Annotated in this window: 7 protein-coding genes; 3 read left to right on the forward strand and 4 right to left on the reverse strand. The window is 65.0% G+C overall.

The window, feature by feature from the left end; genetic code table 11:
- Positions 1 to 147 precede the first annotated feature (147 nt).
- A complete protein-coding gene (locus AC0L2Y_RS32705; protein WP_473562102.1) occupies positions 148 to 2,427 on the reverse strand; it encodes an NADP-dependent malic enzyme in 2,280 nt (759 codons plus the stop codon).
- Positions 2,428 to 2,630: 203 nt separating this feature from the next.
- On the opposite strand from AC0L2Y_RS32705, the gene mutS reads away from it, so the two are divergent.
- Positions 2,631 to 5,282, forward strand: coding sequence for a DNA mismatch repair protein MutS (gene mutS / locus AC0L2Y_RS32710; protein ID WP_473562108.1), 2,652 nt, complete (start codon positions 2,631 to 2,633; stop codon positions 5,280 to 5,282).
- A gap of 234 nt (positions 5,283 to 5,516) precedes the next feature.
- On the opposite strand, the gene AC0L2Y_RS32715 is transcribed toward mutS, so the two are convergent.
- From AC0L2Y_RS32715 to AC0L2Y_RS32725, 3 genes are all read right to left on the reverse strand, one after another.
- Positions 5,517 to 6,362, reverse strand: a complete 846-nt coding sequence (locus AC0L2Y_RS32715) for an aldo/keto reductase (protein WP_473562103.1) — start codon at positions 6,360 to 6,362, stop codon at positions 5,517 to 5,519.
- Positions 6,363 to 6,448: 86 nt separating this feature from the next.
- The gene (gene copM, locus AC0L2Y_RS32720; protein ID WP_473562104.1) at positions 6,449 to 6,835 is read right to left on the reverse strand and encodes a CopM family metallochaperone; all 387 of its coding nucleotides are present in this window, start codon (positions 6,833 to 6,835) and stop codon (positions 6,449 to 6,451) included.
- 43 nt (positions 6,836 to 6,878) lie between these two features.
- Positions 6,879 to 9,383 (reverse strand): heavy metal translocating P-type ATPase, encoded by a 2,505-nt coding sequence (locus AC0L2Y_RS32725; protein WP_473562105.1) that lies wholly within the window; start codon positions 9,381 to 9,383, stop codon positions 6,879 to 6,881.
- A gap of 229 nt (positions 9,384 to 9,612) precedes the next feature.
- Between AC0L2Y_RS32725 and AC0L2Y_RS32730 the strand changes: the two genes are divergently transcribed.
- Positions 9,613 to 12,411 (forward strand): [protein-PII] uridylyltransferase, encoded by a 2,799-nt coding sequence (locus AC0L2Y_RS32730; RefSeq protein WP_473562106.1) that lies wholly within the window; start codon positions 9,613 to 9,615, stop codon positions 12,409 to 12,411.
- Positions 12,412 to 12,457: 46 nt separating this feature from the next.
- Positions 12,458 to 14,056, forward strand: a complete 1,599-nt coding sequence (murJ, locus tag AC0L2Y_RS32735) for a murein biosynthesis integral membrane protein MurJ (protein ID WP_473562107.1) — start codon at positions 12,458 to 12,460, stop codon at positions 14,054 to 14,056.
- Positions 14,057 to 14,241: the final 185 nt, after the last annotated feature.

Below are 14,241 nucleotides of genomic sequence, written 5' to 3' on the forward strand. Positions count from 1 at the left end.
AGGTGGATCGGCGCGCAGCGCCGAGACGGATGAGGGGTGTTGGAAGGAATGCCGTCCGAGCCAAGCTGGAGCACCCCTCATCCGTCGCCTTCGGCGACACCTTCTCCCACAAGGGGAGAAGGAAGAGACGCTGCCGCTACGCGCCGCTCAAGCCCCCGCGCTATACGCCGCAATCGCTGCCATGTTGACGATGTCCGAATCCTTGGCATTCAGCGAGACGATCTGAACCGGCTTGTTCAGGCCGACCAGCAGCGGGCCGATGACGGTCGAGCCGCCGAGCTCCTGCAGCATCTTGGTCGAGATCGAGGCCGAGTGGAAAGCCGGCATGACCAGCACATTGGCCGGGCCGGTCAGCCTGATGAACGGATACTGCGCCATGGCGCGGGCGTTGAGCGCCACGTCGGCGGCCATCTCGCCGTCATACTCGAAATCGACGCGGCGCTTGTCGAGGATGCGCACCGCTTCCTGGACGCGCTCGGAGCGCTCGCCCTGCGGATGGCCGAAGGTCGAATAGGCGAGCATGGCGAGCCTCGGCTCGTAGCCCATGCGGCGGGCGAAGCCGGCTGCCTCCTCGGCGATGTCGGCGATCTCGACGGCATTCGGCATGTCGTGCACGGCGGTATCGGCGACGAGCACGGTGCGACCCCGCGCGAGTACGATCGACACGCCGATGACGCAATGGCCGGGCCTTGCGTCGATGACGCGGCGGATGTCGTCGAGCGCCGTCGAATAGTTGCGGGTAACGCCGGTGACGATGCCGTCGGCATCGCCCAGCGCCACCATGCAGGCGGCGAAATGGTTGCGGTCGTTGTTGATCAGCCGCTGGCAGTCGCGGAACAGGAAGCCTTTGCGCTGCATGCGCTCGTAGAGATAATCGGTGTAGACCGAGTTGCGCCGTGACAGCCGCGCATTGATGATCTCGATGCCTTGCTTGCCGAGATCGATGCCGGCGTTCCTGGCGTTTTCCTTGATGATGTCGTCGCGGCCGAGCAGGATGGCGGTGCCGAGCCGCTGGTTCACGTAGGAGACGGCGGCGCGCATCACCTGCTCCTCCTCGCCCTCGGCAAAGACGATGCGCTTGGGCTGGCGGCGCACCCGGTCGTAGATGCGCTGCAGCGTCGAGGCGATCGGGTCGCGGCGGGCGGAAAGCTCCTGCGCGTACCGGTCGAGATCGAGGATCGGCTTGCGGGCGACGCCGGAGTCCATCGCCGCCTTGGCGACCGCGATCGGGATCGCCGATATCAGCCGCGGATCGAACGGCACCGGGATGATGTAGTTGGGGCCGAATTTCGGCCGGTTTCCCTGGTAGGCGGCGGCGACGTCGTCGGGCACGTCCTGGCGCGCCAGTTCCGCCAGCGCCCGGGCGGCGGCGATCTTCATGTCGTCGTTGATGGTGGTCGCCCGCACGTCGAGCGCGCCGCGGAAAATGTAGGGGAAGCCAAGCACGTTGTTGACCTGGTTGGGATAGTCGGACCGTCCGGTCGCCATGATGGCGTCGGTGCGGATCTCGGCGACTTCTTCCGGCGTGATTTCGGGGTCGGGATTGGCCATGGCGAAGATGATCGGGTTCTTGGCCATCGACTGCACCATCCTGGTGGTCAGCGTGCCTTTGGCCGAGAGGCCGAGGAACACGTCGGCGCCGTCCAGCGCCTCGGCCAGCGAACGCGCGCCGGTTTTCACGGCGTGCGCCGATTTCCACTGGTTCATGCCTTCGGTGCGGCCCTGGAAGACCACGCCCTTTGTGTCGCACAGGATGATATTTTCTGGCGCAAAGCCCATCGCCTTCATCAATTCGATGCAGGCGATGCCGGCAGCACCCGCGCCGTTGCAGACCATCTTGGTGGTCTTCATGTCGCGGCCGGTGACCTCCAGCGCATTGATCAGGCCGGCGGCCGAAATGATGGCGGTGCCGTGCTGGTCGTCATGGAAGACCGGTATGTCCATCAGCTCGCGCAGCCGCTGCTCGATGATGAAGCATTCCGGCGCCTTGATGTCCTCGAGGTTGATGCCGCCGAACGAGGGCCCAAGGAAGCGCACGCAGTTGATGAATTCGTCGGCATCCTCGGTGTCGACCTCGAGGTCGATGGAATCGACATCGGCGAAGCGCTTGAACAGCACCGCCTTGCCTTCCATAACCGGCTTCGAGGCCAGCGCGCCGAGATTGCCGAGGCCGAGGATGGCGGTGCCGTTGGAGATGACGGCGACCATGTTGCCGCGAACCGTGTAGTCGAAGGCGCGGCTCGGATCCTCGGCGATGGCGAGAACCGGAACCGCGACGCCCGGCGAATAGGCCAGGCTGAGATCGCGCTGCGTCGCCATCGGTTTTGTGGCGACGATCTCCAGCTTGCCGGGGCGGCCCATGGCGTGGAATTCCAACGCCTCCTGGGCGCTGACGGAGGGCCCGTTGCTTTCTGTTTTCTTGGCCATGGTACTTTTGGTTTCCTCGCCCGTACGGCACCGCTTGCGATGGGTGCGCATGCTTTCTTTTGTGGAAGGTTCGGGATTAAGGCTACACTTCGCCGCTGTAAACCGCCAAGCATGGCTTGCAAAATTTTGGAAGCAGCTTCTTGAACGACGAGACGCCCATTCGAAGCGACACCGCCACGCCGGCCTTCGCGCCGGCGACGCCGATGATGGAGCAGTATATCGAGATCAAGGCGGCGAACCCGGATTCGCTGCTGTTCTACCGCATGGGCGATTTCTACGAGCTGTTCTTCGACGATGCCGAGAAGGCAAGCCGGGCGCTCGGCATCGTGCTCACCAAGCGCGGCAAGCACCAGGGGCTCGACATCCCGATGTGCGGCGTGCCGGTGCATGCCGCCGACGATTATCTGCAGAAGCTGATCGGCCAGGGGTTCCGCGTCGCTGTCTGCGAGCAGATCGAGGATCCGGCCGAGGCCAAGAAGCGCGGCGGCAAATCGGTGGTGCGCCGCGACGTGGTGCGGCTGGTCACCCCCGGCACTATCACCGAAGACAAACTGCTGGCGCCGTCGGAATCGAGTTTTCTGATGGCGCTGGGGCGGGTCAAGGGCGGCAGCAGTGATCACGCTTTCGCTTTGGCCTGGATCGAGATCTCGACCGGTGTCTTCCGTGTCGCCGAAACCACCGCCGACCGGCTGCTCGCCGATGTCTTCCGCGTCGATCCGCGCGAGCTGATCGTCGCCGAACCGGTGTTTTACGACCCGGAGCTGAAACCGGTGTTCGACGTGCTCGGCCGCGTCGCCAGCCCGCAGCCGCCGTCGCTGTTCGATTCGGCTTCGGCCGCCGGCCGCATCGCCCGCTTCTTCGAGGTGGCAACGCCTGACAGTTTCGGCACGTTTTCGCGCGCCGAGCTGTCCGCGATCTCGGGCGCCATCGCCTATGTCGAGAAGACGCAAAAGGCCGAGCGGCCGCCGCTGTCGCGGCCGGAGCGCGAGGAGCAGGGATCGACGCTGTTCATCGACCCGGCGACGCGCGCCAATCTGGAGCTGCTGCGCACGCTGTCCGGCAGCCGCGAGGGGTCGCTGTTCAAGGCCATCGACCGCACGGTGACCGGCGGCGGCGCAAGGCTGCTCGCCGACCGGCTGATGGCGCCGCTGACCGACCCGGCGGCAATCGCTGCAAGGCTGGATTCGGTATCGTTCTTCCGCTCCGAGACGCGCCTCTGCCAGGCGGTGCGGGCCAGCCTGAAGAGCGTCGCCGACATGCCGCGCGCCCTGTCCAGGCTGGCGCTCAACCGCGGCGGCCCGCGCGACCTCGGCGCGCTGCGCGCCGGTTTCGAAGCGGCCGGCGCCATCGCCGAACTGTTCGGCCAAACCGCCTTGCCGGGCGAACTGACCGCGGCGTTGGGAGCTATCAAGGCACTGCCGAGTGAACTGGCGACGCATCTGGCGCAGGCGCTCAGCGACGAGCTGCCGTTGCTCAAGCGCGACGGCGGCTTCGTCCGTTCCGGCTACCACGCCGAACTCGACGAGATGCGGGCACTGCGCGACGAGTCGCGAAAAGTCATCGCCGGGCTGGAACGCTCGCTGATCGACGAGACCGGCATCCGCTCGCTGAAGATCAGGCACAACAACGTGCTGGGATATTACATCGAAGTCACCGCCAACCACCATGCGCTGATGACCGGCAGCGATGGCGCCAAGGCGCGCTTCATCCATCGCCAGACCATGGCCAACGCCATGCGCTTCACCACTACCGAACTTGCCGAACTGGAAACCAAGATCGCCAATGCCGCCGACCGGGCGCTGGCGATCGAGCTTGCCGCTTTCGAGGCGCTGACGGCCGAAGTCGTCGGCCAGGCCGACACGATCCGCGCCGGCGCCGAAGCGCTCGCGGTGCTCGACGTTTCGGCCGCACTTGCCTTGCTTTCCGAAAGCGAGGCCTGGTGCCGGCCGCTGGTCGATTCGAGCCTTGCCTTCGAGATTTCGGGTGGACGCCATCCGGTGGTCGAACAGGCGCTGCGGCGCTCCGGCGAAGGCCCGTTCGTCGCCAATGATTGCGATCTGTCGCCGCAAGGCGATGCTAAGGCCGGCGCGATCTGGCTGCTGACCGGTCCCAATATGGGCGGCAAATCGACCTTCCTCAGGCAAAACGCGCTGATTGCCATCCTTGCCCAGACCGGCTCCTTCGTGCCGGCGGCATCAGCGCATATCGGCGTCGTCGATCGGCTGTTTTCGCGGGTCGGCGCCTCCGACGACCTGGCGCGCGGCCGCTCGACCTTCATGGTCGAGATGGTCGAGACGGCGGCGATCCTCAACCAGGCCGGCGAACGCGCACTGGTCATCCTCGACGAGATCGGCCGCGGCACCGCCACCTTCGACGGCCTGTCGATCGCCTGGGCGGCGGTCGAATATCTGCACGAGAAAAACCGCTGCCGGGCGATCTTCGCCACGCATTTCCACGAGATGACGGCGCTGGCCGGAAAACTGCCGCGGCTCTCCAACGTCACCATGCGGGTCAAGGAATGGGAGGGCGACGTGGTCTTCCTGCACGAGGTCGGCAAGGGTGCCGCCGACCGTTCCTACGGCGTCCAGGTAGCGCGGCTGGCCGGCCTGCCGGAAGCCGTCGTCGGCCGGGCCAAGGAAGTGCTGCACCAGCTCGAAGCCGGCGAGGTCTCGGGCAAGGCCAACCGTCTGGTCGACGACCTGCCGCTGTTTTCCGTGGCGGCGAAGCGGGAAGCGTCGAAGCCGGCGAAGAGTGATGGGCTGGGCAAAGCGCTAGCGGAGATCAATCCCGACGAGATGACGCCACGCGAGGCGCTGGAGGCGCTGTACAGGTTGAAGGGGATGGCTGGGAAGTAGTGCTTCTGCAATCGGAGCGGCGTCGCCGAAACCGCCGATCTCCCCCTCGTGGGGGAGATGTCCGGCAGGACAGAGGGGGGCGCTGTCCCACCGGCCTATCCGTCGATTGCATATGCATGGTTGCGTAGATCTTCGGCGCGCATAGGTTTTGACTGAAAGGTTAGCGATCCTTCCCGCCCCCCTCTGCCCTGCCGGGCATCTCCCCCACGAGGGGGGAGATTGGCAGCTTCACCCTCAGATCATCGCCAAACCACGCTTCCGCCTCGGCGGCGGGAAGGCGCGGTCAATTTCGGCCAAATCTTCGCTCGTGAGCTCGATCTCCAACGCCGCGACATTCTGCCGGACATGCTCGGCGCTGCTAGCTTTGGGAATCGCGATCACGCCCTCCTGCGCCACCACCCAGGCAAGCGCGATCTGCGCCGGCGTCGCACCGTGGCGAGCGGCGATGGCATCTAACCTGGCGTTGCGCGCCAATACCCCCTGATCGACCGGCGAATAGGCCATCAGCGGCATGCCGCGCTGCCGGCTCCACGGGGCGAGGTCGAACTCGACGCCGCGCTGCGACAGATTGTAGAGCACCTGGTTGGTCTGGACGTTGTTGCCGGCCGGCAACCGGACCAGCTCCTCCATCTCGCCGGTATCGAAATTGCTGACGCCCCAGTGGCGGATCTTGCCGGCTGCCTTTAACGCTTCGAACGCCTCTACCGTTTCCATCAAAGGCACGCTGCCCGGCCAATGCAGCAGATAAAGATCGATGCGGTCGGTGACGAGATGCCTCAGGCTGTTCTCGCAGGCCCGTTTGACGCCGGTGCGCGAGGCATTGGACGGTAGCACCTTAGAGACGAGGAACACTTCGTCGCGGCGACCGGCGATGGCCTCCGCCACCACCTCCTCGGCACCGCCGCTGGCATACATTTCGGCGGTGTCGATCAGCGTCATGCCGAGATCCAGCCCGAGCTTCAGGGCATTGGCCTCGTCGGCACGGCGGCGAGCGTCTTCGCCCATCTTCCAGGTGCCCTGGCCGAGCACCGGCACGGCTTCGCCGCAGGGCAGGGTGGTCGTTCGTATCGTCGATGGCATGGCATGCTCCAGTCAGGCGACATCATAGCCGCCAAAGCGAATCCAGGTGAAGCCTCTTCCCCGGATTCGCTCTGATAGCGTGATGCCTACTTCACCGGATGGGCGGCGAGCCAGTCCTGCATCTGCTTGATCTCGGCTTGCTGCGCGGCGATCACTGCCTCGGCCAGCTTGCGGATTTCCGGATCCTTGCCATTGGCGAGCTCGATCTTGGCCATGTCGATGGCCGCCTGGTGGTGCGGGATCATGCCGCGGGCGAAATCGACATCGGCATTGCCGGAATATTCGATCGCCATCATGTCGGTATGCATCTTGTCCATCGCCGCCTTATAGCCGTCGGTCGAGGGGCTTTGCGCGCCCATTGCGCCCATGTCGTGCTTCATCTCCTCGGCTTGTGCCGGAACACTTTCGAGGAAAACGGCAAGCAGCATTCCCGCCGCCATCATCAAAAGCACGATCTTCTTGGCCAAGGTCATTCATCGTCTCCTTATTCGAACAGGGTCTATCTGGAAGTTTTACTCAGAGTTTCAACGTCCTGAGCCGCAATGCGTTGGCGATGACCGAAACCGACGACAGGCTCATCGCCGCCGCCGCAATCATCGGCGACAGCAGCGTGCCGGTGAGTGGATAGAGCACGCCGGCAGCAACCGGCACGCCGAGCACATTGTAGAGGAAAGCGAAAAACAGGTTCTGGCGGATGTTGCGGATCGTCGCGCGAGCCAGCGTGCGGGCCCTGACGATACCGTTGAGATCGCCCTTGACCAGCGTAATTCCCGCACTTTCGACCGCAACATCGGCGCCTGTGCCCATGGCGATGCCGACATCGGCGGCGGCAAGTGCCGGCGCATCGTTGACACCGTCGCCGGCCATGGCGACGCCGGCACCGCCGGCACGCAATTCGTCGACCAGCGCGTTCTTCTGTTCGGGCAAGAGCCCGGCACGCACCGCGTCGATGCCGAGCTTGGCTGCGATGGCCTTGGCGGTGCGCTCGTTATCACCGGTCGCCATGACGATCTTCAGCCCACTGTCATGCAGCGCCTTGATCGCCTCGGCGGTGGTCGCCTTGATCGGGTCGGCAACGGCAACGAGACCGGCGAGCCTGTTGCCGACGGCAACGAACATCGCGGTCTTGCCGTCGGCCTGCAGCGCCTCGGCGCTGGCCTGGACCGATGCGGTATCGATGCCGAGATCGGCCATCATTGCGGCATTGCCGAGCGCCACTTTCTGTCCCGAGACCGTGCCAGAAACACCCTTGCCGGTGATTGCATCGAAACCGCTCGCGTCGGCAACCTTCAAGCCGCGTTCGCGGGCGCCTTCGACGATCGCCTCGGCCAGCGGATGCTCGGAGCCTTTTTCCAGCCCGGCGGCGAGCGCCAGCAGCTCGTCCTGTGCCATGCCTTCGACGGCAATGACGTCGGTCAGCCGCGGCCGGCCTTCGGTCAGCGTTCCCGTCTTGTCGACGATCAGCGTGTCGACCGAGGCAAAGCGCTCGAGCGCCGCCGCTTCCTTGATCAGCACGCCGGCATGCGCGCCGCGCCCGGTGGCGGTCATGATCGACATTGGCGTCGCAAGGCCGAGCGCACACGGACAGGCGATAATCAGCACCGAGACCGCCGAGACGATGGCAAAGACCAGGCTGGGTTCCGGTCCGACGATCGCCCAGGCGATAAACGCAATGATGGCAACCAGCACGACGGCCGGGACGAAGTAGAACGAGACGCGGTCGGCCAGCCCCTGGATCGGCGCGCGCGAACGCTGCGCCTTGGCGACCAGCTCGACGATACGCGCCAGCGTCGTTTCGGCGCCGATCTTTTCGGCGCGCATGACCAGCGAGCCGTTCTTGTTGAGCGTACCGCCGGTGAGGTTGTCGCCTTCGGTCTTTTCGACCGGCAGCGGCTCGCCCGTGATCATCGATTCGTCGATGGAAGAACGCCCTTCGAGCACAATGCCGTCGACCGGCACGGCATCGCCAGGCCGGACACGCAAGCGGTCGCCGGCCTTGACGGTTTCGAGCGGCACGTCGTTTTCGGAACCGTCCGCGCCGATCAGCCGCGCCGTCTTCGGCGCGAGGTCTAGCAGCGCGCGGATGGCCGAGCCGGTTTTCTCCCGCGCCTGCAATTCCAGCACCTGGCCGAGGAACACCAGCGCAACGATCACCGCCGCCGCCTCGAAATAGACCGGCACGGTGCCGTCATGGCCGCGGAACTGGTGCGGAAAGAGGCCTGGAAACAGTGTGGCGACGACGCTGTAGAGATAGGCTGCACCGACGCCGAGCGAAATCAGAGTCCACATATTGGGGCTGCGATTGAGGATCGAATCCCAGCCGCGGTGGAAGAACGGGAATGCCGCCCACAGCACCACGGGGCTGGCCAGCGCCAGTTCCAGCCAGACCTTCGCACGGTCATCGATGAAGGCCTGGAACGTCAGGCCGAGCATCGGCGCCATGGCGATGACCAGCAACGGCACTGACAGCACCGCGCTCACCCAGAAGCGCCTGGTGAAGTCGACCAGTTCGGGGTTCGGTCCCTCGTCGCCGGTCGGCACCCCCATCGGCTCCAGCGCCATGCCGCAGATCGGGCAGGAGCCGGGCTTGTCGCGGATGATTTCGGGATGCATCGGGCAGGTGTATTGGGTGCCCTTCGGCATCGCCTGCGGCGCCGGTCTGTCGCCGAGATACTTTGCCGGCTCGGCCTCGAACTTCGCTTGGCAGCCGGCCGAGCAGAAATAGAAGCCCCGGCCCTCGTGCCGCAAAAAGTGCCTGGCCGTCGCACGGTCGACGCTCATGCCGCAGACGGGATCGGTTGCGGTCAGGTATTTTTCGGGATCAGCGACGAATTTCGCGCGGCAGCTTTCGCTGCAGAAATGATAGCGGTGGCCGCCATGCTCGGCCGTCGGCTTGCCGGCGGCCGGATCGACGCTCATGGCGCAGACCGGATCGCGGACGACGGCGTCCGCGACGGCCGAGGCACCCTTTGCCGAGCAGCAACTGCCATGGGCGTGATGATGGTGGTCGGAATGCGTCATGGCGAAAGCCCCCTGAATTTCGATGTTGCGGCGGAGGTAGTGCTTCCAGTAACTGGAAGGTCAAGGGCTGTTTTCGATTTTTCGTGGGCCAAGCCCAAACTGGACCGGCCGCGGGCACGAGACGATCGTCCCGTTCCACGGCCGTGGAGAACGCATCCGTCCGCCCCATACCCAGCGCCGCGAAAACGCGCTATAGACGCCGCCAAAACGGCGAGGCCGAACGGCATTTATGGCAAGAATATCCCTTAAGCTCGAGGAACTGATCGACGGCGAAGCCTTGCGCCGCGAGATGACGGAACTGACCGCGGCCACGGCAGGCGACGGTTCCGGCAAGGCCGCGCGCAGCGGCGTTCTCAAGCTGCTCAAAGGCCGGCTCGCCGACGGCCGCGCGGTCGCCGAACGCATGCTGATGGACGATGGCAGCGGCACCGCCTGCGCCGCCCGGCTGTCGCATCTGATGGATGAGATCATCCGCGCGCTCTACGATTTCGCCGCCACCCATGTCTATCGCGTCAAAAACCCGTCATCGGCCGAGCGCATGGCGGTCGTCGCCGTCGGCGGCTATGGCCGCGGCACGCTGGCGCCGGGGTCCGACATCGACCTGCTGTTCCTGCTGCCCTACAAGCAGACGCCATGGGGCGAGCAGATCGTCGAGTACATGCTCTACATGCTGTGGGACCTGGGCCTGAAGGTCGGCCACGCCACCCGCAACATCGACGAGTGCCTCAGGCTGTCGCGCACCGACATCACCATCCGCACCTCGATCCTGGAAGCGCGCTTCCTGTGGGGCGAGCAAAAACTCTATGACGAGCTTTTGCAGCGCTTCGACCACGAGGTGGTGCGCACCACCGGCCCTGAATATGTCCAGGCCAAGCTTGCCGAACGCGACGAGCGTCACGCCAAGGCCGGCGAGAGCCGCTATCTGGTCGAGCCCAACGTCAAGGACGGCAAGGGCGGCCTGCGCGACCTGCAGACGCTGTTCTGGATCGCCAAATATTTCTACCGGGTGCGCACCGGCGAGGAACTGGTCGACAAGGGCGTCTTTACCGACGCCGAATACCGGGAATTCCAGAAGGCCGAGGACTTCCTGTGGGCGGTGCGCTGCCACATGCATTTCCTCACCGGCAAGGCCGAGGAGCGGCTGCATTTCGACATCCAGCGCGACATCGCCGAGCGGCTCGGCTACACCACCCATCCCGGCCTGTCGGCGGTCGAACGCTTCATGAAGCACTACTTCCTCGTCGCCAAGGATGTCGGCGACCTGACCCGCATCTTCTGCGCCGCGCTCGAGGAGGAGCAGGCCAAGCATGTGCCGGGTTTCAACCGCATCTTTCTCACCTTCTCGCGCCGCAAGCGCAAGCTCGCCGGCACGGCCGATTTCATCGTCGACAACCACCGCATCAATATTGCCGACGACGAGGTGTTCGAGCGCGATCCGGTCAACCTGCTCAGGCTGTTCTGGTTTGCCGACAAGCACGGCCTGGAATTCCACCCCGATGCGCTGAAGCTTTTGACCCGCTCTCTCGGCCTCGTCGGCAAGGCGCTCAGGCGCGACGAGGAGGCCAACCGGCTGTTCCTCGACATCTTGACCTCGGACCGCAATGCCGAGCTCAATCTGCGGCGCATGAACGAGGCTGGACTGCTTGCTAAGCTGATCCCGGACTTCGGCAAGATCGTCGCCATGATGCAGTTCTCGATGTACCACCACTACACCGTTGACGAGCATTTGATCCGCTGCATCGGCGTGCTGGCCGAGATCGAGCGCGGCGACGGCGAAAAGGTCCATCCGCTTTCCCACGCGCTGATGCCGGGGCTGAAGAAGAGCCGCGAGGCGCTCTATGTCGCCGTGCTGCTGCACGACATCGCCAAGGGCAGGCCGGAGGACCATTCGCAAGCCGGCGCCAGGATCGCGCGGCGCATCTGCCCGCATATGGGGCTCTCGCCGGCCGACACCGAAACGGTCGCCTGGCTGGTCGAGAACCACCTCGTCATGTCGATGACCGCGCAGACCCGCGATCTCAACGACCGCAAGACGATCGAGGATTTTGCCGCCATCGTGCAGTCGGTCGAACGGCTGAAGATGCTTTTGGTGCTTACCGTCTGCGATATCCGTGGCGTCGGGCCTGGTGTCTGGAACGGCTGGAAAGGCCAGTTGCTGCGTACGCTCTACTACGAGACCGAGCTTTTGTTGACCGGCGGGTTTTCGGAGGTGTCGCGCGCCAAGCGGACGGCGGCGGCGCGCGAGCAACTGGCCGAGGCGCTTGCCGACTGGCCGGAAAAGGCCCGCAAGCGTTATGTCGGCCAGCACTACGAGAACTATCTGCTGGCGGTCGATCTTCCCGACCAGTTGCGCCATGCCGAATTCATCCGCGAGGCCGATCACGCCGGCAAGAAGCTGGCCACCATGGTCAAGACTCACCAGTTCGAGGCGGTGACCGAGATCACGGTGCTGGCGCAGGACCATCCGCGCCTGCTTTCGGTGATTGCTGGCGCCTGTGCTGCGGCCGGCGGCAACATCGTCGACGCGCAGATCTTCACGACCTCGGATGGTCGGGCGCTCGACACTATCCTGATCTCGAGGGAGTTCGACCGCGACGAGGACGAGCGCCGCCGCGCCGAGCGCGTCGGCCGGCTGATCGAGGACGTGCTGTCGGGCAAGAGCTGGCTGCCCGAAATGATCGAAAAGCGCACCAAGCCACGGCGCGGCGCCAAGGTTTTCCGCATCCCGCCGCGCGCCGAAATCCGCAACGCGCTGTCGAACCGGTTCTCGGTGGTCGAGGTCGAGGGGCTGGACAGGCCGGGCCTTCTGTCGGAGATCACCGGCATGCTGTCGGACCTGTCGCTCGACATCGCCTCGGCCCACATCACCACTTTCGGCGAAAAGGTCATCGACACGTTCTATGTCACCGATCTCACTGGCCAGAAGATCGACAGCCCGTCGCGCACCGCGACCATCCGCAACAGGCTGATCGCGGTGCTCGAGGGCACGGCGTCCGAGCGCGGCAAGACCAAAACGGCCGCCGAGTGACTGTTACCTTCCATTTGCCCCAATCGCACAGGCAGTCTTCAAGCGCATGAGCCTTGTCAAGAAATTCGCCACGGTCGCTTCCGGCACGCTGATGAGCCGGGCCCTCGGTTTCGGCCGCGAGATGCTGATGGCTGCCGCACTCGGCACCGGGCCGATCGCCGACGCCTTCAACGCAGCCTTCCAGTTCCCCAACACCTTTCGCCGGCTGTTCGCCGAAGGCGCCTTCAACGCCGCCTTCGTGCCGCTGTTCGCCAAGGAGATCGAGACGCACGGCACCGACGGCGCCAAGCGCTTTTCCGAAGAGGTGTTCGGCGTCTTGTTCACCGCGCTTCTGGCGCTGACCATCGCCATGGAACTGGCGATGCCGCTGATCGTGCGCTACCTGGTGGCGCCGGGCTTTGCCGACACGCCGGGAAAATTCGAAACGACGGTGGCGCTGGCGACCGTCATGTTCCCCTACCTGATCTGCATGTCACTCGGCGCCATGATGGCCGGCATGCTGAATTCGCTGCGCCGCTATTTCGCCGCCGCAGTGGCGCCGGTGTTCCTCAACGTCATCCTCATCGCCGTGCTCGCCTATGCCTGGTACAAGGGTTCGGACGCCCGCACCGTTGGTTTCGGCCTGGCCTGGGGCGTGCTGGCGGCCGGCTTGGTGCAGCTGGCGATCGTCTGGGCGGCGGTGCGCCATGCCGGCATTTCGATCGGCTTCCGGCGGCCGAAGATGACGCCGAACGTCAAGCGGCTGCTGATCCTGGCGCTGCCGGCGGCGATTACTGGCGGCATCACCCAGATCAACCAGCTGATCGGCACGGCGATCGCGTCGGCGCAGGACAGCGCCGTGTCGTCGCTGGCCTATGCCGACCGCGTTTACCAGCTGCCGTTGGGCGTCGTCGGCGTCGCCGTCGCCATCGTGCTTTTGCCGGAACTGTCGCGGGCGCTGAAATCGGGCAATCTGGTCGAGGCGGCCAATCTGCAGAACCGCTCGGTCGAGTTTACCCTTTTCATGACCTTGCCGGCGGCGGCCGCCTTGCTGGTCATGTCCGAGCCGATCGTGCGGCTGGTCTATGAGCGCGGCGCCTTTGCCGCCAACAATTCGACGCCGACGGTCGCGGCAATCCTGGCGATCTTCGGCCTCGGCCTGCCGGCCTTCGTGCTGATCAAGGCCTTCACCCCAGGTTATTTCGCCCGCGAGGACACGCGCACGCCGATGATTTTCGCCGCCATCTCGGTGGCGGTTAACATTACCACGGCGCTGACGCTGTTTCCGACCATGGGCGCGCCCGGCATTGCCGTTGCCTCCGCCGTCGCCGGCTGGGTCAATGCGGCGATGCTGCTCGCCGTGCTGATCCGGCGCGGCCATTGGGGCCGCGACGTGCCGCTCATGAAACGCATCCCGCGGCTGGTGCTGTCGGCGGCGGTTATGGCCGCCGCGCTCTATTTTGCCGAGCACTGGTTCGCCGCAAGGCTGGCTTCCGGCTCGCCTCTGGTGATCAAGGCGGTAACCCTGCTTGCGCTCGTCGCCGGCGGGGCGCTGCTCTACTTCGTCACCGCCTTCGCCATCGGCGGCGCAGATTTCGGCATGATCCGCCGCAATATCGGCCGGAAGGGATCCCAGCCGGTCAAGGAGCAATCTCCCGATTCATGAGGCGGAAAATTCGTCAGCGCCAATTTTGTTCTTGCTTTGTGCCGGCAGCTATGCTATTAATCTCAGTATGGTGCTAATTGGCTCCAGTGACCCGCCCGCCGAGGCGGGTTTTTGTTGTGTGCCGAGCATGATCGACAGCTTGGAGGTGCAAGTCCTCTACCCAGCCTGATGACGGCGAAGGGTTA

Source organism: Mesorhizobium sp. WSM4830 (assembly GCF_055811495.1).

Coding starts and splice junctions, on each gene's coding strand:
- AC0L2Y_RS32725 (WP_473562105.1), bottom strand. CDS start 9,383: ATGACGCATTCCGACCACCATCATCACGCCCATGGCAGTTGCTGCTCG.
- mutS (WP_473562108.1), top strand. CDS start 2,631: ATGATGGAGCAGTATATCGAGATCAAGGCGGCGAACCCGGATTCGCTG.
- AC0L2Y_RS32715 (WP_473562103.1), bottom strand. CDS start 6,362: ATGCCATCGACGATACGAACGACCACCCTGCCCTGCGGCGAAGCCGTG.
- AC0L2Y_RS32705 (WP_473562102.1), bottom strand. CDS start 2,427: ATGGCCAAGAAAACAGAAAGCAACGGGCCCTCCGTCAGCGCCCAGGAG.
- copM (WP_473562104.1), bottom strand. CDS start 6,835: ATGACCTTGGCCAAGAAGATCGTGCTTTTGATGATGGCGGCGGGAATG.
- murJ (WP_473562107.1), top strand. CDS start 12,458: ATGAGCCTTGTCAAGAAATTCGCCACGGTCGCTTCCGGCACGCTGATG.
- AC0L2Y_RS32730 (WP_473562106.1), top strand. CDS start 9,613: ATGGCAAGAATATCCCTTAAGCTCGAGGAACTGATCGACGGCGAAGCC.